Genomic DNA, 22,711 nt, shown 5'->3' on the forward strand with positions numbered 1-22,711 from the left:
TCAGGGTGGCCGGCTGAGCACCGACGGCCGGTCGTCCAGGTCGTCGTCCCCGTCCAGACCTACGAGGTCGAGCAGCGCGAGCAGCTCCGGCCCGGCGTTTCTCAGCCGTACGTGCCGGCCGAGGCGCCGGGCGGTCAGACGCAGCCGGGCGACGGCGTTGACGGCGTTGAGGTCGGCGGCCGTGAGCCCACCGGCGTCGCAGATCACCTCGCCACAGGCATCGGCACCGGTGATCCGCGACTGCAACTGGGCGCACAGCAGCGGCACATCGGCCGGGGTGACCCGGCCGATGAGTTCGAGAACGATCGGCTTCCGCAAGCTGTCCACATGGAAGAGACCGTGAGTGTCCCGAGAACTCATCGGCGTCGGCCCCGCCCGGCAGCTCCCGGTGCCGCGCCCAGTGCGTCCGGCAAGGGCTGACAGATCTCCGGCTGTCCGGCCTTGTGCGCGCCGCGGCACGAAGCCGCCCCCGCAGCACGAGCCCGCCCCCGCAGCACGAGCCCGCCCCCGCTGCCCATGTCCCCCGCACCGACCGCCGGTCATGGCCCTTTCTCAAGGTGTCCGACTGCGCGGGAAGGGGGGACATGGAAGAGTTCAGGCGATGCGGTCCAGGACGATCGGGTTCGAGGTGAACGCCGTCCCCGTCTCGGCGATGTCGTACGCCCCCTCAAGGGACTTGATGGCGTACTCGAACTTCTCCGGGGTGTCCGTGTGCAGGGTCAGCAGGCGCTGGCCCGCGGTCACCGGCTCGCCGGGCTTGGCGTGGATCTCGATGCCGGCACCCGCCTGGACCGGGTCCTCCTTGCGGGCGCGGCCCGCGCCGAGGCGCCAGGCGGCGACACCGACGTCATAGGCGTCGAGGCGGGTGAGCACGCCCGTGGACGGGGCGGTGATCACATGCTGCTCGCGGGCGACGGGGAGCGTGGCGTCCGGGTCTCCGCCCTGCGCGGCGATCATGCGGCGCCAGACGTCCATGGCGGAGCCGTCGGCGAGCGCCTTCGCGGGGTCGGCGTCCTTGATGCCCGCCGCGACGAGCATCTCCTGGGCCAGCGCCACGGTGAGGTCGATGACGTCCTGGGGGCCGCCGCCCGCCAGGACCTCGACGGACTCACGGACTTCCAGGGCGTTGCCCGCGGTGAGGCCGAGCGGGGTGGACATGTCGGTGAGCAGGGCTACGGTCTTCACCCCGTGGTCGGTGCCGAGACCCACCATGGTGGAGGCGAGTTCGCGGGCGTCCTCGATGTTCTTCATGAAGGCGCCGGAGCCGACCTTCACGTCCAGCACCAGCGAGCCCGTACCCTCGGCGATCTTCTTCGACATGATCGAGGAAGCGATCAGCGGGATCGCCTCGACCGTGCCGGTGACGTCCCGGAGGGCGTAGAGCTTCTTGTCGGCCGGGGCCAGCCCGTCGCCGGCCGCGCAAATGACCGCGCCGGTCGTGTCGAGGACGTTCAGCATCTCCGCGTTGGACAGCAGCGCACGCCAGCCGGGGATGGACTCCAGCTTGTCCAGCGTGCCGCCGGTGTGGCCGAGACCCCGGCCGCTCAGCTGCGGCACGGCCGCGCCACAGGCGGCCACGAGGGGCGCCAGCGGCAGCGTGATCTTGTCGCCGACGCCACCGGTGGAGTGCTTGTCGGCGGTCGGGCGGGACAGCGAGGAGAAGTCCATCCGCTCACCGGAGGCGATCATCGCGGCGGTCCAGCGGGCGATCTCCGCACGGTTCATGCCATTGATCAGGATCGCCATCGCCAGCGCCGACATCTGCTCGTCGGCGACCTCGCCACGGGTGTACGCGTCGATGACCCAGTCGATCTGCTCGTCGCTGAGCTGGCCACGGTCCCGCTTGGTGCGGATGACGGAGATGGCGTCCATGTCTTTCCGGGTTCCTTCCAGGTACGAAAAATGGGGCGGCCCCTCCGCCGGGGAGCGGAGGGGCCGCGGGTCTAGCCGAGCTTCTCCGGGCCGAGCTTCTCCGGGCCGAAGGCCTGGGGAAGCATGTCGGAGAGCAGCAGGATCCCCGCCGGCGTCTCCAGCAGCAGGCCGGGCCCGCCGAACTCGTAGAGCAGCTGACGGCAGCGTCCGCACGGCATCAGGACGTCGCCGTTTCCGTCCACGCACGTGAAGTGCGTGAGCCGGCCGCCGCCGCCGGCCTGCAGCTGCGAGACCAGCCCGCACTCGGCGCACAGCGACAGCCCGTACGAGGCGTTCTCGACGTTGCAGCCGCTGACCGTGCGGCCGTCGTCGACGAGGGCCGCCGCGCCGACCGGGTAACCCGAGTACGGGGCGTACGCGTGGGACATCGCGTCCCGCGCCACGGCCCGCAGGGCCTCCCAGACGGCGGTGTCGGCGGCCGGTTCGCCGGAGCCGGAGGTCACTTGCCCTGGCCCTTCTTGTACGGCAGGCCGTCCGCCTTGGGCATCCGCAGCCGTTGTGCCGACAGGGCGAGGACCAGCAGCGTCGTGACGTACGGCGCGGCGTCCACGAACTGGCTCGGCAGCGTGGTGGTCAGCGAGTACCAGGCGAACAGCAGGGCGGACACGCCCAGGCAGATACCGGCCTGCCAGTGCTTCTTCTTGTACAGCTGCCAGGCGAAGGCGAGCACCAGCAGGATCGCCAGCAGCAGGAGCATGGCGTGGACGTTCTCGGCGCCGCCGCGCAGCTTGAGGCTGTCGGTGAAGCCGAAGAGTCCGGCGCCGAGCGCCAGTCCGCCGGGCATCCAGTTACCGAAGATCATCGCGGCGAGACCGATGTAGCCGCGGCCGCCGGTCTGGCCCTCCTGGTAGATGCCCGTGGAGACGATGGCCAGGAAGGCACCGCCGAGACCGGCCATCGCACCGGAGACGATCACCGCGATGTACTTGTACTTGTAGACGTTGACGCCGAGCGACTCGGCGGCGACGGGGTTCTCACCGCAGGACCGCAGCCGCAGACCGAAGGCCGTGCGCCACAGGATCCACCAGGTCGCGGGGACGAGCAGGATCGCGACGACGGTCAGCACGGACAGGTTGGTGACGAGGCCGCCGAGCACGCCCGCGAGGTCGGAGACGAAGAACCAGTGCTTGGCCTGCAGGTCGGCGAGCCCGTCCGACAGACCCGGGATGGTGATGTCGGTGATCTGGTCGATGCGCGGGGACTGCTTGGAGGAGCCGCCCTCGGCCTCGGCGAAGGTGAAGTCCGACAGATAGCGGGTGACGCCGACGGCGAGGATGTTGACGGCCACACCGGAGACGATGTGGTTGACGTTGAACGTCACCGTCATGATCGCGTGCAGCAGGCCGCCGATGGCGCCGCCGACGATGCCCAGCAGGACACCGGTCCACGGGCCCCACTGGTAGCCCGCCCAGGCACCGAACCAGGTACCCAGGATCATCATGCCCTCGAGACCGATGTTGACCACACCGGCCCGCTCGGCCCACAGACCGCCGAGACCGGCGAGGCCGATCGGCACGGCCAGCTGGAGGGCGCCGGAGACCTGCCCGACGGAGGTGAGGTCGTTGGCGCCGCTGATCACGCGCACCAGCGAGAACAGCGCGAGGCCGCCGGCGATCATCAGCATGATCATGGGCAGTGACAGCTTGCGGCGTCCGCCGCCCTTCTTCGGCGCGGTCGCCGCGGCCGAAACAGTGCTCGTGGACTCGCTCATGCCGCCCTCATCTCGTTCTCCCCCAGAGCTGTCGCCTGGGTGGTGCCCCCATCTCCGCCCGCGCGGCGCAGAGGCGCGGCGTTCATGGTCGTCTGCGGCCCGGCGGCCTTGCGTGCGTCGCTCACAGGACGACCCCTTCCTTGTTCTTGCGGGCCTGGGCGGCAAGCTCCTCGCCGACCTTCTGCTGCTGGCGGCGGAGTCCGTACTGGCGGACGAGTTCGTACGACACGACAACAGCGATCACGATCAGGCCCTGCATGATGATGGCGATCTCCTTCGGGTACCCCGCGATGCCGAGGCCTTCGGCGGTCTTCTCCAGGAAGGAGATGAGCAGGGCGGCGAAGAAGATGCCGACGGGGCTGTTACGGCCCAGCAGGGCGATGGTGATGGCCGTGAAGCCGACACCGACAGGGAAACTCAGGCTGTAGGTGTGGGTCTGGCCCAGCAGCATCGGCATGCCCGAGAGACCGGCGACCGCGCCGGAGATCAGCATGGCGGTCATGACCATCTTCTTGGCACTGACACCGCTCGCCTGGGCGGCGGACTGGCTGGCGCCGGTGGCCCGCAGGTCGAAGCCGAAGCGGGTGCGGTTGAGCACGAACCAGTAGACGATGCCGAGCCCGAAGGCGACGAAGGTGAAGCCGTAGATGCTGCCGCCTTCGAGCTCCAGACCGGGGAACCAGCCGGACTCGGCGATCACACCGGTGGTCAGGTCGTTGGAGCCCTTCGGCTGCACACCGAAGTTGGCAGGCAGGATCATCCACGCGATGAGGCTGGTCGCGATCGCGTTCAGCATGATCGTGGAGACGACCTCGCTCACCCCGCGGGTCGTCTTCAGGATGCCCGCGATACCGGCCCAGATCGCGCCCACGGCCATGGCCACGAACACGATCAGCAGGATGTGCAGCGGACCGGGAAGCTCGACCGCGGCACCGACGACGGCCGAGAGCATGACCGCGAGGCGGTACTGGCCGTCGACGCCGATGTTGAACAGGTTCATCCGGAAGCCGATGGCAACGGCGAGCGCGGCGAGGTAGTAGATGCCGGTCTGGTTGATGATGAGCACCTGGACGTCGGTGAACTCGACCTGCTCGACCATCAGCGTGTACGGCTCGAACGGGCTGAGGCCCGAGAGAACCAGCACCACCGAGGTGAGCAGGAAGGCGACGATCAGGGCGAGCGCCGGGCCGGCGATGCCCAGGAGCAGCCGGTCCTTGTCGAACTTCTTCATCGGCCCTCACCGTTCTCAGGGTGCTCGTTGTGCTCAAGGTGGCCGGTGGCGGCGCCGGTCATGGCCGAGCCCAGCTCCTCCGGGGTGATCGTGGCGGGGTCGGCGTCCGCGACCAGCCGGCCGCGGTACATGACCCGCAGGGTGTCGGAGAGCCCGATGAGCTCGTCCAGGTCGGCAGAGATCAGCAGCACCGCCAGGCCCTCCCGGCGCGCCTCGCGGATCTGGTCCCAGATCTGCGACTGCGCGCCGACGTCCACACCGCGGGTGGGGTGGGCGGCGATGAGCAGCTTGGGTGCGTGGCTCATCTCGCGGCCGACGATCAGCTTCTGCTGGTTGCCGCCGGAGAGGGAGGCCGCGGTGACCTCGATGCCGGGGGTGCGCACGTCGTACTCGCGGACGATGCGCTCGGTGTCCTTGCGGGCGGCCTTGAGGTCGAGCAGGCCGCGCCTGCTGTTGGGCCGCTCGGTGACATGGCCGAGGATGCGGTTCTCCCAGAGCGGGGACTCCAGGAGCAGACCGTGCCGGTGGCGGTCCTCGGGGATGTAGCCGATGCCGTCCTCGCGACGCTTGCGGGTCGGCGCGTGCGAGATGTCGGTGCCGTCGAGGGTGATCACACCGCCGTCCGGGTCGCGCATGCCCATCAGGGCCTCGATGAGCTCGGTCTGGCCGTTGCCCTCGACGCCCGCGATGCCCATGACCTCACCCTTGTGGATGGTGAAGGTGATGCCGTCGAGGACCTCTCGGACGACGCCGTCGGGGTCGGTCGCGGTCAGCCGCAGCTTGTCCACGTCGAGCATCGGCACGTCGGTGACCGTCGACTCGCGGGTCTCCGGCGAGGGCAGCTCGCTGCCGACCATCAGCTCGGCGAGCTGCTTCGGCGTGGTGGTGCGCGGGTCGGCGGTGCCCACCGTCGTACCGCGCCGGATGACCGTGATGTCGTCGGCCACCGACAGCACTTCGCCCAGCTTGTGGGAGATGAAGATGACGGTGAGGCCCTCGGCCTTGAGCTCGCGCAGGTTGTCGAAGAGCGCGTCGACCTCCTGCGGGACCAGCACGGCGGTCGGCTCGTCGAGGATCAGCGTGCGGGCGCCTCGGTAGAGGACCTTGAGGATCTCCACGCGCTGGCGGTCGGCGACGCCGAGCTGCTCGACCAGGGCGTCCGGGCGGACGTTCAGCCCGTACGCGTCCGAGATCTCCTTGATCTTGTTCCTGGCCTTGGCGCCGATGCCGTACAGCTTCTCGCCGCCGAGCACGACGTTCTCCAGCACGGTGAGGTTGTCGGCCAGCATGAAGTGCTGGTGGACCATGCCGATGCCGGTCGCGATGGCGTCTGCCGGGCTGTGGAAGCTGACCTGGTTGCCATCGATGGTGATGGTGCCCTCGTCCGGCTTCTGCATGCCGTAGAGGATCTTCATCAGGGTCGACTTGCCTGCCCCGTTCTCACCGACGAGGGCATGGACCGTGCCCTTGCGGATGGTGATGTCGATGTCGTGGTTGGCGACGACGCCGGGGAAGCGCTTGGTGATGCCGCGCAGTTCTACGGCAGCAGCCGGCGGCGATGACGGACTGGACGCGTTGATGACGCACTCTCCTTGGCGGGAAAGGAGCGAGAAGACAGACATGAGGGCGGGCTGTCGCGGGCAGGGGGGTGGGGCGAAGTTATCGCGCCGGAGGGGGTTCTACGCGCGTAGCGATGTCGAAGAACGAAAACCGATGGCCAGAACCCGGTCCGGGGTCCGGAGGGCGGTTGCGCACCGCTCCTCCGGCCCCGTGGACCGTCGGTTCCGCCGCTCGGCTACGGAGCGAGCTTGACCTTGATCTTACCGGCGATGATGTCGGCCTTGGCCTTCTCGACCGCCGCGACGACATCGGTCATCTTGGTGAAGGCCGGGTTGGACGTGGCCAGGCCCACGCCATCCTTGTCCAAACCGTAGCGGATCTCGCCGGACTGCGGCTTGCCGTCCTTGACCGACTTGATCAGGTTGTAGACCGCGCCCGTGACGTCCTTGGTCACCGAGGTGAGGATGGACTCCTTGTAGGCCGTGAGGCCCTTCTGGTTGTACTGGTCCGAGTCGACGCCGATGGCCCACTTCTTGGCCTTGGCGGCGGCCTCGATCGAGCCCGAGCCGGCGAGACCGGCGGCGGCGTAGATCACGTCGGCGCCCGCGTCGATCTGACCCTGCGCGGCGGCCTTGCCCAGGTCGGGCTTGGAGAAGCCACCGAAGTCCGGCGGCTGGGTCAGGTACTGGACCTTGACGTTGACGTTCTTGTTGGTGTCCTTGACGCCCTGGACGAAGCCCGCCTCGAACTTCTTGATCAGCGGCGTCTCGACACCGCCGATGAAGCCGACGGTCTTGGACTTCGTCACCTTGGCAGCGGCGACACCGGCCAGGTAGGAGCCCTGCTCCTCGTTGAAGACGAGGTTGGCGATGTTCTTGCCGGTCTTGGAGGTGTCGTCGATGAGGCCGAAGGTGGTGTTCGGGAACTTCGGCGCGACCTCGGCGATGGCCGGGGCGTAGGCGAAGCCGACACCGATCACCGGGTTGTTGCCGGCGCGGGCGAGCGAGGTGAGGCGCTGGACCTTGTCCGGGTCGCCCTCGCCCTCGCTGGGCTCGGCCTCGGTGCCGTTGACATCGAGGTCCTTCTTGGCCTTCGCCAGGCCGGCGTAGGCGGCGTCGTTGAACGACTGGTCGCCGCGACCACCGATGTCATAGGCGAGGGCGGCCTTGGTGCCGCTGTCCGAGCCAGCCTCGGACGACTTCTTGCCGCCACACGCGGTGGCGGACAGTGCGAGAGCCGCGGACGCGATGCCCACGGTGGCGATCCTGGTGATCCGGCGCACGGAGGGGCTCCTTTAAACCTGACCGAAAGCGCCACTTCCGGCGCTGGTTTAGCGGCGATCGTAACGCGCGTAGATGTCAGGTAAAGACGTGTTCGACAGCCGTTATCGGATCGTCGCGAAGGACGAACCTAAGATGAACTGTCCGGTTACGAACGGTGGCCGTCCAGCAGGGCCGCCGCGGTGAACAACTCGACGCCAACCTTGATGGCCTCCTCGTCCACATCGAAGTCCCCGCGGTGCAGATCGAGCTTCGCGCCCGACCCCGGGGGACGTACCCCGAGACGCGCCATGGCACCCGGGACGTGCTCCAGGTACCAGGAGAAGTCCTCGCCGCCGAGGCTCTGCTCGGTGTCCTCGATCGCATGCAGTCCGCGGCGTGCGGACTGGGCGTCCCGCAGCAGCTCGGTGATCACGAGGTCGTTGACCACCGGCGGGACCCCACGGATGTAGTTGATCTGGGACTTGGCCCGGTGCAGCGTGGCGATCTCGTCGATCGCGGCGTGCACGAGGTCCGGGGCGTCGCGCCAGGCGGGCAGGTCGAGGCAGCGGACGGTGCCGGAGAGCTCGGCGTGCTGCGGGATGACGTTGCAGGCGTGGCCCGACTCGATACGCCCCCAGGTCAGGGCCAGGCCGGAGCGGGTGTCGACACGGCGGGACAGCAGCGCCGGGACCTCGGTGACGATCTTGGCGGCGGCCGTGACGAGATCGGTGGTCAGATGCGGACGGGCGGTGTGACCGCCGGGGCCGTCGAGGGTGATCTCCAGCCGGTCACAGGCGGAGGTAATGGGGCCGGGGCGCAGCCCGATCCGGCCCGCGTCCACACGGGGGTCGCAGTGCACGGCGATGATCCGGCCCACGCCGTCCAGCGCGCCGGACTCGATGGCGTCGGCCGCGCCGCCGGGCAGGACCTCCTCGGCGGGCTGGAAGATCAGCCGGACGGCATGGGGCAGCAGCCCCTGCCGGTCGAGGTCCGCCAGGACCAGTCCGGCACCGAGCACCGTCGTCGTGTGCACGTCATGACCGCAGGCGTGGGCCCGGTCGGGCACGGTCGAGCGGTACGGCACGCCCGTCTTCGTGTCCGGAATGGGCAGGGCGTCGATGTCGGCGCGGATCGCGAGCATGGGCCGGCCCCGGTCCGGGGTGCCGATGTCACAGATGAGCCCGGTCCCGGTCGAGAGCACCTGCGGGTGCAGCCCGGCGGCCTCCAGCCGCGCGTTGAGCGCGGCGGTGGTGCGGAACTCCTGGTTTCCGAGCTCCGGGTGCATGTGCAAGTCCCGGCGGAAGGCGATGAGTTCGGCACGCAGGGCGTCGGGCAACGTGCCGGGCAGCGCGTAGTCGCCAGGCACCACAGCTTCGCCGGGTACGCCGGCGTCGGGCTCGCGGGACATCAACTGGTTCACCCGTTGAAGAGTAGGCCCCTTTAAGGCCCAACTAACTCGAGATCAACAAAAGTTCAGCCCGATAGGGGATAGAAAACGCGTCTGACGACGCATGGCTGTCCGTCGGTGTGGGTAAGCTCACCCTCTTCCTGACCACGATATGGACAGCTGGGCGTCCTGTCGCGCTCAGACGGCCGGACGAGGGCCCCGCAAGGCCCACCGAACAGGCCCGGAGGGCGGCCTGTCAGGCGGGAGCCGGCAGCCGGTGGACGTCCCTGGCGGTGCCGGTGACCCCCGCGAGGAACCCCTGTGCGCGCGGCGACGCGGTGTCCTTGAGCCACTCCGGAGCGATGTCGCAGACCGCGACCGTCACACCGGTCCCGGCGAGGGCGAGCGGCAGGGTGTGTACGACGGTCGAAGGAAAACTCAGCACGGTACGCCCGATCGGGCCGCGCCGGGCGATCAGCTCCAGGGGCAGATCGGGACGGACGATCTCCAGGCCGGTCTCGGCGGCCAGCCGGTGGAGCTTGTCCGGGGTCTCGCGCCGGTGGGCGAAGTAGCGGGTGGCGCCGTGCGTCCTGGCGAGCGAGCCGACGGCCTCGACGTACTGCTCCGGGTCGACCACACCCGTCTCCACCAGCGAGGTGCCGACGAGGTCGGCGCCCCGGGTGATACGGGGCGGGCCGAACCGGGAACGGGTCCAGCGGAACTGGTTGGCGGTGACCGTGATGCCCTCCGGCGCGTCCACGGGCATCGCGGTGAAGACCTCGACCTCACGGGAGCGCGACGGCGTGAGCCGGCGCCGGGCGGCCGCCGAGACCGGCGCGAGCACGAGCTCACGCGGGCCGCGGCGGCCACGCCGGTGCCAGCGCACCAGCCGTTCGCCACGCCCGAGCTGCGCGACGAACTCCATGGTCGCGGTGCCGTCGTCGACCACCGTCAGCTGCCGGGTGCGCACCAGGGTCAGCAGGAGCTGTACGTAACGGGAGAACGGGTCGCCTATGACGATCCGCTCGGCCCGGCGCAGCGCCGGGCCCAGATCACGCACCGTCCGCACGACCGCGTCCGCACCGCCACGGGCCTCCTGCCAGCGCACCGCGAACCCTTCGTCGCGGGCCAGCTCGGCCATCCGGCGAAGCTGGCCCCGCGACATGGGGTCGGTGGGCGACAGGACGACGACCGTCAGGTCGGCGGGACGCCCCGACCGGGTGCGGGTGGACGCCGGTCCCGGCTGCGCCGGGACACCGGACAGCGCGGGGGTGTGGGCCCACTCCAGGACGTTCAGCAGCTGGACCGGGCTCTCGACGAAGGCGAGATCCATGGTCGTCAGACCGCGACCGGCTCGGTCTGCTCGGCCCCGGCCTCGGCGACGACGCCCGCGACGCGGCGGAGCTTCTTCATCGGGGCGAGCTCGGAGTCGTACACCTTCTTGACGCCGTCACCGAGGGCGGTCTCGATGGTGCGGATGTCGCGGACGAGGCGCTGCAGACCGCCCGGCTCGACGGAGGCGGCCTGGTCGGAGCCCCACATCGCGCGGTCGAGGGTAATGTGGCGCTCGACGAACGCGGCGCCGAGGGCGACGGCGGCGAGGGTGGTCTGCAGGCCGGTCTCGTGGCCGGAGTAGCCGATCGGGACGTTCGGGTACTCGGCCTGCAGGGTGTTGATGACGCGGAGGTTGAGCTCCTCGGCCTTGGCCGGGTACGTGGACGTGGCGTGGCAGAGCAGGATGTTGTCGCTGCCGAGCACCTCGACGGCGTGCCGGATCTGCTTCGGCGTCGACATACCGGTGGAGAGGATGACCGTCTTGCCGGTGGCGCGCAGGGCGCGCAGCAGCTCGTCGTCCGTGAGGGAGGCGGAGGCGACCTTGTGGGCCGGGACGTCGAACTTCTCCAGGAAGGCGACGGCCTCGGTGTCCCACGGGGAGGCGAACCAGTCGATGCCCCGCTTCTTGCAGTGCTCGTCGATCCGGAGGTACTCCTCCTCGCCGAACTCCACGCGGTGGCGGTAGTCGATGTACGTCATCCGGCCCCAGGGCGTGTCACGCTCGATGTCCCACTGGTCGCGCGGGGTGCAGATCTCCGGGGTGCGCTTCTGGAACTTGACCGCGTCACAGCCGGCGTCGGCGGCGGCGTCGATCAGCGCGAACGCGTTGTTCAGGTCGCCGTTGTGGTTGATGCCGATCTCGCCGGTGACGTAGACGGGGTGGCCGGGGCCCGCGGTCTTGCTGCCGAGGGTGCGCAGACGGGAGTTCATGTGGGGTTCCTTACGGGTTCGGCTTACAGGGCGGGGGTGGTGAGGGTGGGACCGAGAAGCCAGGTGGCGATCTCCCGGATCGCGCCGGCGCCACCGGGTGTGGCGGTGACGGCGCGGGCGGCGGCGCGCACCGAGTCGTGCGCGCTCGCGACGGCGACGGGCCAGCCGACGAGCCCGAAGCAGGGCAGGTCGTTGACGTCGTTGCCGGCGTAGAGGACCCGCTCGGGCGCGACCGCGTGCTCCTCGCACCACTGCTTGAGGGCGAGGTCCTTGCGGTCGATGCCGTGCAGCACGGGGATGTTCAGCTTGCGCGCGCGTGCCGCGACGACGGGGTTCTGTTCGGTGGAGAGGATCAGCAGCTTCAGCCCGGAGCGGCGCAGCGCCGCGATGCCGAGTCCGTCGCCGCGGTGGACGGCGACGAGTTCGCGGCCGTCCGCGTCGATGAGGACGCGGTCGTCGGTCTGGGTGCCGTCGAAGTCGAGGACGACGGCGTCGACGTCTTCCCTGGTGGGTACGGGCGCGTCGTCTCGACCCTGTCCGGCCGGTCCTGCCGGCCCGACCGGCCGGAAAGGGTCGAGCAGCGGTGCGAGCGCGCGGGCCCGGGCGAGATCGTGCGGATCGTCGATCTCCAGGACCCGTGCGGGGTCGGTCTCGACGAGCGCGGTCCGCCCGAAGAAGCGGTGTCCGTGCGTACGGAAGCCGCCGGCCTCCATCGCGTACGCGGCCCCGGTCTCCACGAAGTCCTCGGGCCGGTCCTGGCGGCGGGGGCGGTACGACTTGTCGTGGTTGACGCCCTGGCTGTCCTCGACGGGGGCCGCGGCGGCCTGCTCCGCCGGATGCGGCTGGGCCGGGACCCCGACGGGCAGCGCAGCGGGGGTGCGGCGCCAGACGAAGGCGTGGAAGGCGGCGACGGTCACCGCCGTGTCCGCGCCGTCCTCCACGACCGCGGAGGCGACCCCGTCGATGTCGTCGCTGGTGATGAAGGGGCTCGTGCACTGGACGAGGAGGACCACGTCGACCGGGCGGCCGTGGATCGCCTCGTGGGCGTCCATCGCGTGGAGCACGGCGGACTCGCTGGTCGCGGTGTCGCCGGCGATGGCCGCCGGCCGCTGCACACACTGCACTCTGCCGGCTGCGCCGACGGCGGCTCCCGCAGCGCGGGCCGCGTCCGCGATCGCCGCGTCGTCGGTGGAGACCACCACGTGGGTGACCAGACGGGCGCCCGTGCAGGCCCGGACGGCGCGGGCGACGAGCGGGACACCGCCGACCGCGGCGAGGTTCTTGCCGGGCACGCCCTTGGAGCCGCCCCTGGCGGGGATCACGGCGAGGACGGTGGTCATGGGGTGGGGCTCCTTCGGTGCCTTCAGGGGGTTCACAGTTCGCCCATGCGGCGGATGACAGGGGCGACGCGCTGCACGCCGTGGCGGTACGCGCCGCGCGCCGCCCCCCGCACCGCGTCGCGCACCATGCGGCGCACGCCGGTGAGTTCCTTCGCCGGGGCCGCGCCGGGCAGCGGGGTGCCGTCCGCGGCGAGGTGGTGGCGGGCGAGGATGCCCGGCAGATAGCCGGGCGCGGTGGCGGGGGTGTAGTAGGGGCTGGGGGGCGGGAGCTCCGGCTGCCGCAGCAGCTCCGCGACCCGCTTGCGTGCCTCGTCGAAGGCCGTCTCGTACGCCCCGTCCGCGGCGACGCCCTGCCGGGCCAGCCAGTTCTCGTCCGGCTGCGGCCGGTGGCCGCCGTCGAGGTGGTCCCAGGAGGTGAGCAGTCCGGAGCCGAGGAAGTGGTGGTTGCCGAGCGCTTCGCGCACCCCGAGGTCGGTGAGGACCGCGGTGGGGATGCGCCGGTGGAGGGACTCGAGCGCCGCCGTGGAGGAGACGGTGACCAGCAGGTCGGTGCGGTCGAGGACCTCTCCCATGTGCCCGTACACGAGGCTGAAGTTGGGCGGGAGTCCGCCGGGGAGCTTGTCGGCGAGCTTCTGGTAGGGCAGTTCCTCCAGGTGCGTGGTGTGCTCGCCGGGCTTGGAGCGCAGCTTGAGCAGGACCTCGCGGGAGGGGTGGAGCCGGGCGTGCTCGACGAGCCGCCGCAGCAGATACGTGCGGTCGGCGCGGCTCTCCGGTACGGACGGCTGGACGGCGAAGACGACCGTGTCCCGCCCCTCCTGCCGCTCGTACGGTGCGCCGCCGAGGAAGGGCAGTGCCGCCTCGGTGACCGAGGAGGCGTCGGCGCCCACACCCTCGTACACCGCGCGGAAACGGTCCGCGTCGTGGCGGGAGTTGGCGAGGACGATGTCCGCGCCGTGGCGCAGCAGCAGTCCGTCGGCGAGCTTCTCGTAGACGACGCCGACATAGCCGGTGACCAGCACGGGCCTGCGCGGCAGCCGCAGAGCGGCCAGTCCGTGCAGCATCGCCTGCACCGCGCCGCCGACGAGGGCGAGGACGACGATGTCGTACCCCTCGTCGCGTATCGCGCGCAGGAACTCGGCGCCGGTGACTTCGCGCAACGAGTCGGCTGCGGCCCCGACCTCGGCGAGCTGGCGCGCGGTGGGCGTCGCCCGGCCCCGCAGCAGGAAGCCCGTCAGCACGGCGTGTTCGGCCGGGCCGTCCGGTGCTTCCTCCGCGGCTATCCGGCGCGCGGTGAGCGCACCCCATTTCCACCGGGTGTCGGAGTCGGCGAGCACGGCGACGCGCAGCGACTGGCTGGTACTTGATGGCACGCCGAGGACGTTAGAAAGGCATTCGGTTTGGCGGCCCAACTGGACTGCAACAAATGGTTAACAGCGGGTCGACGAATCGAGATAAAGCCTATGGATCGGACCGGTTAACAAATCCGCCGCACCCTGTTCACCCGCTGTCCCTCCCGCGGCCAGAATGAATGCCGGGCTCGCGCTTAGTGTCCGACGGGTGGTCAAGCTCTCCGTCATCGTGCCGTTCTACAACGTGCAGTCATATGCACCCGACACTCTCAGGAGTCTGCGCGCGAACGCCCGTGAGGACTTCGAATTCCTGCTCGTCGACGACTGCTCGACGGACGGGACGCCGGGGATCCTGGAACGTGCGGAACGCGAGCTTCCGGGCGCGGTGCTGATCAGACACGAACAGAACGGCGGGCTGGCCACCGCCCGGAACACCGGGCTGGACGCGGCCCGCGGCGAGTACCTCACCTTCCTCGACGGCGACGACTGGCTGGCGCCCGGCCACTACGAGCGGCTGCTCTCCGCCATCGAGGACCTGGGCTGCGACTTCGTCCGCACCGACCATGTCCAGTGCACGGCCCGCGACCGCAAGGTCTTCCGGGTGCCGGTGGGCCGCCGGGGCGAGGTGCTGCGGCCGCGAGACGCGATCCTGCCGGCCGACCGCACCACCTCTGTCGACTACCCGATGGCCTGGGCCGGCATCTACCGGCGCAAGCTGCTCGACCAGGGCCTGCTGCACTTCACGGACGGGCTGCGGACGGCCGAGGACCGGCCGTGGATCTGGCGGCTGCACCGCGGTGCGGAGTCCTTCGCCGCGGTGAGCCTGCTCGGGATCTTCTACCGGCGCGGTGTCGCCGCTTCGCTGACACAGATCGGCGACATCCGGCAGCTCGATTTCATCAGGGCTTTCGACCAGGTGATCGAAGAAACGGCAAAGGACCCGGATTCCGACCGGCTGTTGCCAAAAGCCGTCCGAACATACTGTGCCCTTATTTCCCATCACTTGGGATCAGCTGAGAGGTACGAACCCGCCGTGGCCCGGAAATTGCGTTCGCTGAGTGCGGCGGCGCTGCGGCGGATGCCGCAGGACATTCTGAAGGACGCGCTCGGCTCGATGGACGCCGAGCGGGCGTCCCGGCTGCGCAGGCTGCGCCGCCGGACCATGGTGGCACCGGCCGGCTCCGACGCGACGGGGGCGGCGGCCTGATGCGTACGACTCAGATCTTCTTCGCTTCCACCCTGTACGGCGCGACCACGCTGGCCGCGGCGCTCGACAGCGGCTGCTTCGAGCCGGCGGACCGGCGGCTGCTGCTGGTCAGCAACAACGCGGGGGTACCGGAGACGACGCCCGCGCTCGACGAGATGCCGGGCTTCGAGCAGCTTCGCGGGCGGTTCGACGGCGTGCTGTCCTGGAACGAGGCGATCGACCCGCTCCACCCGAGCGGCTGGACACCGCGGCCGGACGACGTCCCGATGCTGGAGCGCCATCTGCGGACGCTGTGGGGTCTCGGCGACGACCGGATCGAGCTGGCGGTGGAGTCCATCCAGGTCAGCCCGGCGCTGGCGGTCGCCCAGCTGTTCCCGGACGCGCGGCTCGATGTGTACGCGGACGGGCTGATGAGCTACGGCCCGACGCGGAACAAGATCGACCCGCTGGTCGGCGAGCGGGTGCGCAGGATGCTGCATCTGGATCTGGTGCCCGGACTGGAGCCGCTGCTGCTGGCGGAGTTCGGGGCGGAGCCGCGGCTGGTGCCCGCGGAGGCGTTCACGAAGGTCGTCGAGGAACTGGCCGAGGGCACGGGAGAGTTGTCCGTACCCGGACCCGGCGGCGCGGACGGGTCCGCCGACGGCGCGCCTCCGGCCCTGCTGCTCGGGCAGTACCTCGCGGCGCTGGACATCCTCACCGCCGAGGAGGAGGAGACGCTGCACCTGCGGATGGTGCGGGGCGCGGTCGCGCTCGGCCACCGGCGCCTCGTCTTCAAGCCGCATCCGGTGGCCCCGGCGGCCTGGTCGCGGGCGCTGGAGCAGGAGGCGGCGCGGCTGGGTGCGGAACTGACCGTGCTGGAGCAGCCGTTGCTGGCCGAGGTGCTGTACCAGGAGGTCAAGCCCGCGCTGGTGGTGGGCTGTTTCTCGACGGCGCTGCTGACGGCGAGCACGTTCTACGGCATCCCGGTGGCGAGGATCGGCACCGAGCCGCTGCTCGACCGGCTCACCCCGTACCAGAACAGCAACCGGGTACCGCTCACGATCGTCGACGCGCTGGTGCCGGATCTGGAAGCCGGGGCGTCGGGGGCGCCGCGCGCCGTGGACGACGAGCTCCAGGGGCTCGTCCGGGCGGTCGGCTTCGCGATGCAGCCGAAGATCCGCGCGGATCTCCGCAAGCCGGCGGAGACGTATCTGACGGCCCACCTCTCGTCGGGCACCTGGCGCTACTTCAAGCGCCGCCGTCTGACGGTGCTGGGCCTGCCGGGGGGCGTCCCGGTGCCCCGCAACGCGACGGTCCGCCGGGTCGCGCGGCGCGTGCGGCGGCTGAAGCGCGCGGCACTGGGCTGAGGCGACCGGGGCTCCGCCCCGGACCCCGCTCCGCAATCCCCCCGACGCCCTGCGGGCGTGGGGGACCCCAGCGGGGCTCGTGACGAGCCCCGGACAGGGCCTACGGAAGAAACACCGCTCCGATCCCCGCCACCACCGCCGCCAGGCCCGTCTCGAAGCCCTCGTCGTGGTGGGCGAAGATCTCGAAACCGGCGTCCACGGCGAGCGGATGGCCGGCGAGACGTTCGGCGCGGGCCTCCAGGTCATAGCCCTCGGGCCCATTGACCGGACCCGGGCCCATCGCCTGCTCCTCGATCACATGGCCGATCGTGTAGCTGTACGCGGTGAACCACGCCCGCGCGGCGGCCGCCGGCGTGAAGCCCGCCTCGGTCAGGGCCCGCAGATGCGCCTCCATGGGCGCCGCGTAACTCGTGTCGGTGAAGTGCGTGCCGCTGTAGACCTTCGCTCCGTCGCGGTAGCGCAGCAGATGCGCGCGCAATCCGCGCATCGCCGAGGTGAGGCTCTCGCGCCAGTCCCCCGACAGCGACTCGGCCGGCTCGGCGGACATCCGCCGGAGCATCTCCGTCGCCATCTCGTCGAGCAGCGCCTGTTTGTCCTTGAAGTGCCAGTACAGGGCGGGCGCCTTGACGTCCAGCTCCTTGGCGATGGCGCGCAGTGTCAGCCCTTCCAGGCCCACCTCGTTCAGCAGGCGGAGCGCCGTGTCCGCGACCTTCGCGCGGTCGATCTTCGTTGGTCCCACCTTGACAGTTTAACGCCGTTAAGGGCACTCTCTCGACATGGAACTTAACAGCGTTAAGGAAACGGACGTCCTCATCGTCGGCGCCGGCCCCACGGGCCTCGCCCTCGCCGTCGACCTCGCCCGCCGCGGCGTCGGCGCGCTCGTCGTCGAGAAGGCGGACGGCCTCTTCCCCGGCTCACGGGGCAAGGGGCTCCAGCCCCGCACGATGGAGGTCTTCGACGATCTCGGCGTGGTCGTCCCGGTCCTCGCGGCTGGCGGACGGGCGCCGCTGGGCCTGCTCTGGAAGGACGGCGAGCGGCTCGACGAGCACGACATGTTCGACCGGGCCGAGCCGACGGACGCCGAGCCGTACGGGGAGCCCTGGCTGCTGCCGCAGTGGCGCACCCAGGAGATCCTGCTCGCCCGGCTCCGCGAGCTCGGCGGCGATGTGGCCTTCGGTCAGGAGGTCACCGGGATCGCGCAGGACGTCGACGGGGTCACGGCGCGGCTGCGGTCCGGCACGGTCGTCCACGCGCGGTACGCCGTGGCCGCGGACGGCGGTCGCAGCACGGTGCGCACGGCCCTCGGCATCGGCATGGACGGCGAGAGCGTCGACCCCTCGCCGGTGCTGGTGGCGGACGTCCGCATACCGGATCTCGACCGGGACAACTGGCACATGTTCGGCGGGGAGAGCGGCTACACGGCGATCTGCCCGCTGCCCGGCACCGAGGACTTCCAGCTCGTCGCGCAGTTCGTCACGGGCGCACCGGACACCTCTGCGGAGTCGGTACGCGCCCTGGTCGCCGAGCGCACCCATCTGACGGCGGACCAGGTCACCGAAGTGCGCTGGGCCTCGGACTTCCGTCCGCGCGCGGCCCTCGCCGAGCGGTTCCGCGACGGCCGGATCTTCCTGGCCGGAGACGCTGCCCACATCCACTCCCCGGCCGGCGGCCAGGGCCTCAACACCAGCGTCCAGGATGCCTACAACCTGGGCTGGAAACTCGGCCAGGTGCTGCGCGAGGGTGCACCCACCGCACTGCTCGACACCTACGAGGAGGAGCGCAGGCCCCTCGCGGCGGACATGCTCGGCCTGTCCACGCGCATCCACCGGGGCGAGGCGAAGCGCGGCAGCTCCACCCGTCAGCTCGGGCTCGGCTACCGCGGCGGCCCGCTCGCCAGCGGCTCCGCGGGCGCGCTCACGGCGGGCGACCGCGCTCCGGACGGCCTCCTCGCGGACGGCTCCCGGCTCTTCGACGTCCTCCGCGGGCCGCACTTCACGCTGCTCGCGGTGGGTACGGACGCGGAGCTGCCGCCCGTTCTGCCCGATACGGTCCGGGTCCGGCATGTGCCTGCCTACGAGGCGTACGGCAAGGGCCTCTTCCTGATCCGCCCCGACGGGTACGTGGGCTGGGCGGGCGAGGAGGCGGCAGGGCTCGGCGACTGGCTGGCGAAGGTCACGGGCCCCTAGGCCCTGTCCGGGCGATCTTGTCGGGGCCGCGACGACAGCTACGGCACCTCGCTGCGTTGTCGGAGTCGCCCAAGTACGTCCAGTACGAGGGCGATCCTCCGCCTTGCGATGCACCGCATCTGACGCCGCGGCCTGTTCCTCGAAGATCGCCCGGACAGGGCCTAGTCGTCGCCGTCGAGCAGCCGATCGGCGGACAGTTTCAGGGCGACGCCGACCGACTCGGGGAGCGGGACGGACATGCCGCGCTTGTACGTCGCGCAGACGCGGTACTCATCGCCGTCGGGGTCGGTGTACACCAGGACCCGATCGTGCTTGCGGTCCACGACGACGTACACAGGAATGCCGGACTCGGCGTACGTCTCCACCTTGGTACCCAGGTCAATCGCCCAGTTGGAGGAAGTCACCTCCAACACGAGACGGAAGACATTCGGGGCGTAACAGTTCCTCTGGACGTGGGCGTCTTGGAAATCAGCGTCGACGACCGAGAAGTCGGGGATGGCGTAGTCGTCCGGCCCTGAGGTCAGCCACAGACCGACACCCTGCAGGTATCGCACTCCGGCTTTTCGCGCACCGGCCCGGTAGAACTCCTCGATGAGCCAGGTCAGCGACATGGCATGGGCTCCATCAGCCGGCGGTGTCACGACAATGCTCCCCTTGAGGATCTCCACTCGGTGCCCGGGCAGCCCCTCGGAGACACGGTCGGCCATCTCGGCAAGCGACGTCTCGTGCATCATCACGGCCACGGCACCCTCCTTTTGGGAAGTACTCTTCACGAGCGTATCCCGGGCCTCAGCCACTCCGCCCGGGATCACTCGTTCGGGTCGCGCACCTCAGAACGCGCCGGTCGGCTCGTACGTCCCCCACACCTCGCGCAGCGCGTTGCACACCTCGCCGACGGTGGCCCGCGCCCGCAGCGCCTCCTTCATCGGGTAGAGCACGTTGTCCGTCCCCTCGGCGGCCTTCTTCAGCTCGGCGAGCGCCGTTCCGACGGCCGCCCCGTCGCGCTCCGCACGCAGCTTCGTCAGCCGGTCGGCCTGCTGCGCCTCGATCGCGGGGTCGACGCGCAGCGGCTCGTACGGCTCCTCCTCGTCGAGGGTGAAGCGGTTCACGCCGACGACGACACGCTCGCCGCTGTCCGTCTCCTGCGCGATGCGGTACGCGTTGCGCTCGATCTCGTCCTTCTGGAAGCCCCGCTCGATGGCGTCGACCGCGCCGCCCAGCTCCTCCACCTTCGCCATCAGCTCCAGCGCCGCGGCCTCCACGCCGTCCGTCATGTTCTCGACGACGTACGAGCCGGCGAACGGGTCGACGGTCGCGGTGACGTCGGTCTCGTAGGCGAGGACCTGCTGGGTGCGCAGGGCGAGGCGGGCGGACTTGTCGGTCGGCAGCGCGATGGCCTCGTCGAACGAGTTGGTGTGCAGCGACTGGGTGCCGCCGAGGACGGCCGCGAGGCCCTGGACGGCGACGCGGACCAGGTTCACCTCGGGCTGCTGGGCGGTGAGCTGAACGCCGGCAGTCTGGGTGTGGAAGCGCAGCATCAGCGACTTGGGGTTCTTGGCGCCGAACTCGTCCCGCATCACGCGCGCCCAGATCCGGCGCGCGGCACGGAACTTCGCGACCTCCTCCAGGATCGTCGTACGCGCGACGAAGAAGAAGGACAGCCGGGGCGCGAAGTCGTCCACATCCATCCCCGCCGCTACGGCTGTTCGGACGTACTCGATACCGTCCGCAAGGGTGAAAGCGATCTCCTGCGCGGGCGAGGCCCCGGCCTCCGCCATGTGGTAGCCGGAGATCGAGATCGTGTTCCACTTCGGGATCTCGGCCTTGCAGTACTTGAAGATGTCGGCGATCAGCCGCAGCGAGGGCTTGGGCGGGAAGATGTAGGTGCCGCGGGCGATGTACTCCTTGAGCACGTCGTTCTGGATGGTACCGGTCAGCTTGTCCGCCGGGACGCCCTGTTCCTCGCCGACGAGTTGGTAGAGCAGCAGCAGCAGCGCGGCGGGGGCGTTGATCGTCATCGACGTGGAGACCTTGTCCAGCGGGATCCCGCCGAACAGCACGCGCATGTCGTCGATCGAGTCGATGGCCACACCGACCTTGCCGACCTCGCCGTGCGAGATCGGGGCGTCCGAATCGTGGCCCATCTGGGTCGGCAGGTCGAAGGCGACGGACAGGCCCATCGTGCCGTTGGCGATGAGCTGCTTGTAGCGGGCGTTGGACTCGACGGCGGTACCGAAGCCGGCGTACTGACGCATGGTCCAGGGACGGCCCGTGTACATGGACGGGTAGACACCGCGCGTAAAGGGGTACGCGCCGGGCTCCCCCAGCTTCTCGGCCGGTTCCCACCCCTCCAGGGAGCCCGGTCCGTAAACCGGCTCGATGGGCAGTCCCGACTCCGACTCGCGCGCCATATGCTGTGCCTCCCGCTGGAGCTACTGCTGAAGTTACCTACCAGTAATGAGCCTCACGACGGACTGTATCGGCGGCCGTGCGGCCGGTGGAGAGCCGCTCGCTGGGACCTTCCTCACAGGATGCTCCACCGTTCGCAACCAAGCGCTCCCGGGAAGCATCCCTATTCACACACGACCGCCCGGGGGGCACCTATGCACCGTACGTCCGTCTTGCACAGATCGCTCATGGCCGCCGTGGCCGTGGCCCTGGTCACCGGCTGCACCGCTCACGCGACGGGCAGCGGGGCAGCCGCGTCACCGGCCGCCTCGGGTGCGTCCTCCGCGTCCTCCAGGGCCCCCGGCTCCGAGGCCACCCCGGTGACGGACGACAAGCCGAGCGCCTCCCCGGCCACGGCGAAGCCCACCCCCTCGAAGCCGCCGAAGGTGCTGATGACGGAGGGGACGGAGAACGAGCAGGTCCGCGAATTGCAGGCGCGGCTCCGGCAGATCGGTTACTTCCACCGCAGCCCCACCGCGTTCTACGGCTCGATGACGTCGAAGGCGGTCAGCGGCTTCCAGTCGAAGCGAGGGCTGCCCAGGACCGGCTCGGTCGACGAGGTCACCTGGCAGGCGCTCACCGCCATGACCAGCCGGCCGACCGCGGCCGAGCTGCACCCGCCGACGACGAACACGCTGGACAAGCCCGATGCGCGCTGTATGACGGGCCGGGTGCTGTGCATCAGCAAGGAGAGCAGGACGCTCGCCTGGATGATCGACGGCAGGGTCGTCGCGGCGATGGACGTGCGTTTCGGCTCGGAGAACACGCCGACCCGTGAAGGAACGTTCAACGTGGGCTGGAAGGCCAAGCAGTGGGAGTCGACGATCTATCACACGCCGATGCCGTACGCGATGTTCTTCAGCGGCGGCCAGGCGGTGCACTACTCCGCGGACTTCGCAGCCCGCGGCTACAACGGCGCCTCGCACGGCTGCGTCAACGTCCGGGACAAGAGCAAGCTCGCGTCGGTCTTCGACCAGGTGAAGGTCGGCGACAAGGTCGTCGTCCACTGGTGACCCAGGGCGAGTGAGGAGGCGCGGGCGGGACCGGGGGAACGTGCCCCGCCCGCGCCTGTGTGCGCCGAGCCGTAGGTACGGGGGGAACCCCGGCTCTGGCACGGCCGATGACCAGTCGGCTCACTTACTACTGCGTCGTTCAGCTGAAAAACGTCACACCCTGGCTGGAAATTTTTCTAGAAGGAAGAAACCCGCAGGTCAGGTGGGTGAGACCGAGGGCGCGGGCGCGGGCGCGAGCGGCGGGCGGAGGCCCGGCAGCGAGGTCGCCGCGTCCGCGCGCGGCAGCACCCCGAGAGCGGGGCGGCCCGGGGCCTGGGCCGTGTCTGACACATCCCGCCTGGCACGCGACGCCTGGCACGCACTCCCCCGTAGCCCTCCAGGCACGGGAGGTGCCCCCACGCTGCGTTGTCGGAGTCATCCACGTACGTCCAGTACGAGGATGATCTCCCCCAGCTACCGCTGGGAGGTGCCCCC

20 protein-coding genes are annotated in these 22,711 nt (G+C 70.2%); 4 read left to right on the plus strand and 16 right to left on the minus strand.

The features are described 5' to 3' along the window. The 13 genes from AC0699_RS34230 to AC0699_RS34290 form a co-directional block, all read right to left on the minus strand. Nucleotides 1-327 carry an STAS domain-containing protein gene (locus AC0699_RS34230; RefSeq protein ID WP_478668210.1) on the minus strand — a complete coding sequence of 109 codons (327 nt, stop codon included), beginning with the start codon at nucleotides 325-327 and terminating at the stop codon, nucleotides 1-3. Between the two features lie 267 nt (nucleotides 328-594). Next, nucleotides 595-1,872 (minus strand): thymidine phosphorylase, encoded by a 1,278-nt coding sequence (locus AC0699_RS34235; RefSeq protein WP_478668212.1) that lies wholly within the window; start codon nucleotides 1,870-1,872, stop codon nucleotides 595-597. 71 nt (nucleotides 1,873-1,943) lie between these two features. Continuing rightward, nucleotides 1,944-2,375 (minus strand): cytidine deaminase, encoded by a 432-nt coding sequence (locus AC0699_RS34240; protein ID WP_478668214.1) that lies wholly within the window; start codon nucleotides 2,373-2,375, stop codon nucleotides 1,944-1,946. Continuing rightward, complete coding sequence (locus AC0699_RS34245) at nucleotides 2,372-3,643, minus strand: ABC transporter permease (protein WP_478668216.1); 1,272 nt, start codon at nucleotides 3,641-3,643, stop codon at nucleotides 2,372-2,374. Before AC0699_RS34245 ends, AC0699_RS34240 begins: the two co-directional genes overlap by 4 nt. Further along, nucleotides 3,640-3,768, minus strand: coding sequence for a hypothetical protein (locus AC0699_RS34250; protein WP_478668218.1), 129 nt, complete (start codon nucleotides 3,766-3,768; stop codon nucleotides 3,640-3,642). Before AC0699_RS34250 ends, AC0699_RS34245 begins: the two co-directional genes overlap by 4 nt. Beyond that, nucleotides 3,765-4,874, minus strand: coding sequence for an ABC transporter permease (locus tag AC0699_RS34255; RefSeq protein ID WP_478668220.1), 1,110 nt, complete (start codon nucleotides 4,872-4,874; stop codon nucleotides 3,765-3,767). Before AC0699_RS34255 ends, AC0699_RS34250 begins: the two co-directional genes overlap by 4 nt. After that, nucleotides 4,871-6,496, minus strand: coding sequence for an ABC transporter ATP-binding protein (locus AC0699_RS34260; RefSeq protein ID WP_478668222.1), 1,626 nt, complete (start codon nucleotides 6,494-6,496; stop codon nucleotides 4,871-4,873). The genes AC0699_RS34255 and AC0699_RS34260 overlap by 4 nt, the downstream gene beginning before the upstream one ends. A 173-nt stretch (nucleotides 6,497-6,669) precedes the next feature. Beyond that, a complete protein-coding gene (locus AC0699_RS34265) occupies nucleotides 6,670-7,716 on the minus strand; it encodes a BMP family lipoprotein (RefSeq protein WP_478668225.1) in 1,047 nt (348 codons plus the stop codon). Nucleotides 7,717-7,862: 146 nt separating this feature from the next. Further along, nucleotides 7,863-9,104, minus strand: coding sequence for an amidohydrolase (locus AC0699_RS34270; protein WP_478668261.1), 1,242 nt, complete (start codon nucleotides 9,102-9,104; stop codon nucleotides 7,863-7,865). Between the two features lie 235 nt (nucleotides 9,105-9,339). Further along, entirely contained in the window at nucleotides 9,340-10,416 is a 1,077-nt protein-coding gene (locus tag AC0699_RS34275) for a hypothetical protein (RefSeq protein WP_478668227.1), read from the minus strand. A 5-nt stretch (nucleotides 10,417-10,421) separates the two neighbouring features. Next, entirely contained in the window at nucleotides 10,422-11,348 is a 927-nt protein-coding gene (locus AC0699_RS34280) for an N-acetylneuraminate synthase family protein (protein WP_478668229.1), read from the minus strand. Nucleotides 11,349-11,371: 23 nt separating this feature from the next. Continuing rightward, nucleotides 11,372-12,688 carry a cytidylyltransferase domain-containing protein gene (locus AC0699_RS34285; protein WP_478668231.1) on the minus strand — a complete coding sequence of 439 codons (1,317 nt, stop codon included), beginning with the start codon at nucleotides 12,686-12,688 and terminating at the stop codon, nucleotides 11,372-11,374. Nucleotides 12,689-12,720: 32 nt separating this feature from the next. Next, nucleotides 12,721-14,022, minus strand: a complete 1,302-nt coding sequence (locus AC0699_RS34290) for a DUF6716 putative glycosyltransferase (RefSeq protein WP_478668263.1) — start codon at nucleotides 14,020-14,022, stop codon at nucleotides 12,721-12,723. A gap of 223 nt (nucleotides 14,023-14,245) precedes the next feature. On the opposite strand from AC0699_RS34290, the gene AC0699_RS34295 reads away from it, so the two are divergent. Together AC0699_RS34295 and AC0699_RS34300 are read left to right on the plus strand one after the other, a co-directional pair. After that, a complete protein-coding gene (locus tag AC0699_RS34295) occupies nucleotides 14,246-15,244 on the plus strand; it encodes a glycosyltransferase family 2 protein (RefSeq protein WP_478668234.1) in 999 nt (332 codons plus the stop codon). Next, nucleotides 15,244-16,590, plus strand: coding sequence for an alpha-2,8-polysialyltransferase family protein (locus tag AC0699_RS34300; RefSeq protein WP_478668237.1), 1,347 nt, complete (start codon nucleotides 15,244-15,246; stop codon nucleotides 16,588-16,590). Before AC0699_RS34295 ends, AC0699_RS34300 begins: the two co-directional genes overlap by 1 nt. A 100-nt stretch (nucleotides 16,591-16,690) precedes the next feature. On the opposite strand, the gene AC0699_RS34305 is transcribed toward AC0699_RS34300, so the two are convergent. Beyond that, nucleotides 16,691-17,329, minus strand: a complete 639-nt coding sequence (locus AC0699_RS34305) for a TetR/AcrR family transcriptional regulator C-terminal domain-containing protein (protein WP_478668239.1) — start codon at nucleotides 17,327-17,329, stop codon at nucleotides 16,691-16,693. Nucleotides 17,330-17,366: 37 nt separating this feature from the next. On the opposite strand from AC0699_RS34305, the gene AC0699_RS34310 reads away from it, so the two are divergent. After that, nucleotides 17,367-18,776: an FAD-dependent monooxygenase gene (locus AC0699_RS34310; protein WP_478668242.1), complete on the plus strand. Its 1,410-nt coding sequence runs from the start codon at nucleotides 17,367-17,369 to the stop codon at nucleotides 18,774-18,776. 161 nt (nucleotides 18,777-18,937) lie between these two features. On the opposite strand, the gene AC0699_RS34315 is transcribed toward AC0699_RS34310, so the two are convergent. Continuing rightward, nucleotides 18,938-19,510 (minus strand): Uma2 family endonuclease, encoded by a 573-nt coding sequence (locus AC0699_RS34315; protein WP_478668266.1) that lies wholly within the window; start codon nucleotides 19,508-19,510, stop codon nucleotides 18,938-18,940. Nucleotides 19,511-19,606: 96 nt separating this feature from the next. Continuing rightward, nucleotides 19,607-21,187: an acyl-CoA mutase large subunit family protein gene (locus AC0699_RS34320; RefSeq protein WP_478668244.1), complete on the minus strand. Its 1,581-nt coding sequence runs from the start codon at nucleotides 21,185-21,187 to the stop codon at nucleotides 19,607-19,609. A 225-nt stretch (nucleotides 21,188-21,412) separates the two neighbouring features. Here AC0699_RS34320 and AC0699_RS34325 point away from each other — a divergent pair, with 225 nt between their 5' ends. After that, nucleotides 21,413-22,237 (plus strand): L,D-transpeptidase family protein, encoded by an 825-nt coding sequence (locus AC0699_RS34325; RefSeq protein WP_478668247.1) that lies wholly within the window; start codon nucleotides 21,413-21,415, stop codon nucleotides 22,235-22,237. Nucleotides 22,238-22,711 lie beyond the last annotated feature (474 nt).

This window comes from Streptomyces sp. NPDC043870, assembly GCF_056435785.1.

Excerpts from the sequence above, each read along its gene's own strand:
- AC0699_RS34320 (WP_478668244.1), bottom strand. The coding sequence starts at position 21,187 with ATGGCGCGCGAGTCGGAGTCGGGACTGCCCATCGAGCCGGTTTACGGA.
- AC0699_RS34300 (WP_478668237.1), top strand. The coding sequence starts at position 15,244 with ATGCGTACGACTCAGATCTTCTTCGCTTCCACCCTGTACGGCGCGACC.
- AC0699_RS34275 (WP_478668227.1), bottom strand. The coding sequence starts at position 10,416 with ATGGATCTCGCCTTCGTCGAGAGCCCGGTCCAGCTGCTGAACGTCCTG.
- AC0699_RS34270 (WP_478668261.1), bottom strand. The coding sequence starts at position 9,104 with ATGTCCCGCGAGCCCGACGCCGGCGTACCCGGCGAAGCTGTGGTGCCT.
- AC0699_RS34315 (WP_478668266.1), bottom strand. The coding sequence starts at position 19,510 with ATGATGCACGAGACGTCGCTTGCCGAGATGGCCGACCGTGTCTCCGAG.
- AC0699_RS34260 (WP_478668222.1), bottom strand. The coding sequence starts at position 6,496 with ATGTCTGTCTTCTCGCTCCTTTCCCGCCAAGGAGAGTGCGTCATCAAC.
- AC0699_RS34235 (WP_478668212.1), bottom strand. The coding sequence starts at position 1,872 with ATGGACGCCATCTCCGTCATCCGCACCAAGCGGGACCGTGGCCAGCTC.
- AC0699_RS34285 (WP_478668231.1), bottom strand. The coding sequence starts at position 12,688 with ATGACCACCGTCCTCGCCGTGATCCCCGCCAGGGGCGGCTCCAAGGGC.
- AC0699_RS34325 (WP_478668247.1), top strand. The coding sequence starts at position 21,413 with ATGGCCGCCGTGGCCGTGGCCCTGGTCACCGGCTGCACCGCTCACGCG.
- AC0699_RS34310 (WP_478668242.1), top strand. The coding sequence starts at position 17,367 with ATGGAACTTAACAGCGTTAAGGAAACGGACGTCCTCATCGTCGGCGCC.
- AC0699_RS34280 (WP_478668229.1), bottom strand. The coding sequence starts at position 11,348 with ATGAACTCCCGTCTGCGCACCCTCGGCAGCAAGACCGCGGGCCCCGGC.
- AC0699_RS34255 (WP_478668220.1), bottom strand. The coding sequence starts at position 4,874 with ATGAAGAAGTTCGACAAGGACCGGCTGCTCCTGGGCATCGCCGGCCCG.
- AC0699_RS34245 (WP_478668216.1), bottom strand. The coding sequence starts at position 3,643 with ATGAGCGAGTCCACGAGCACTGTTTCGGCCGCGGCGACCGCGCCGAAG.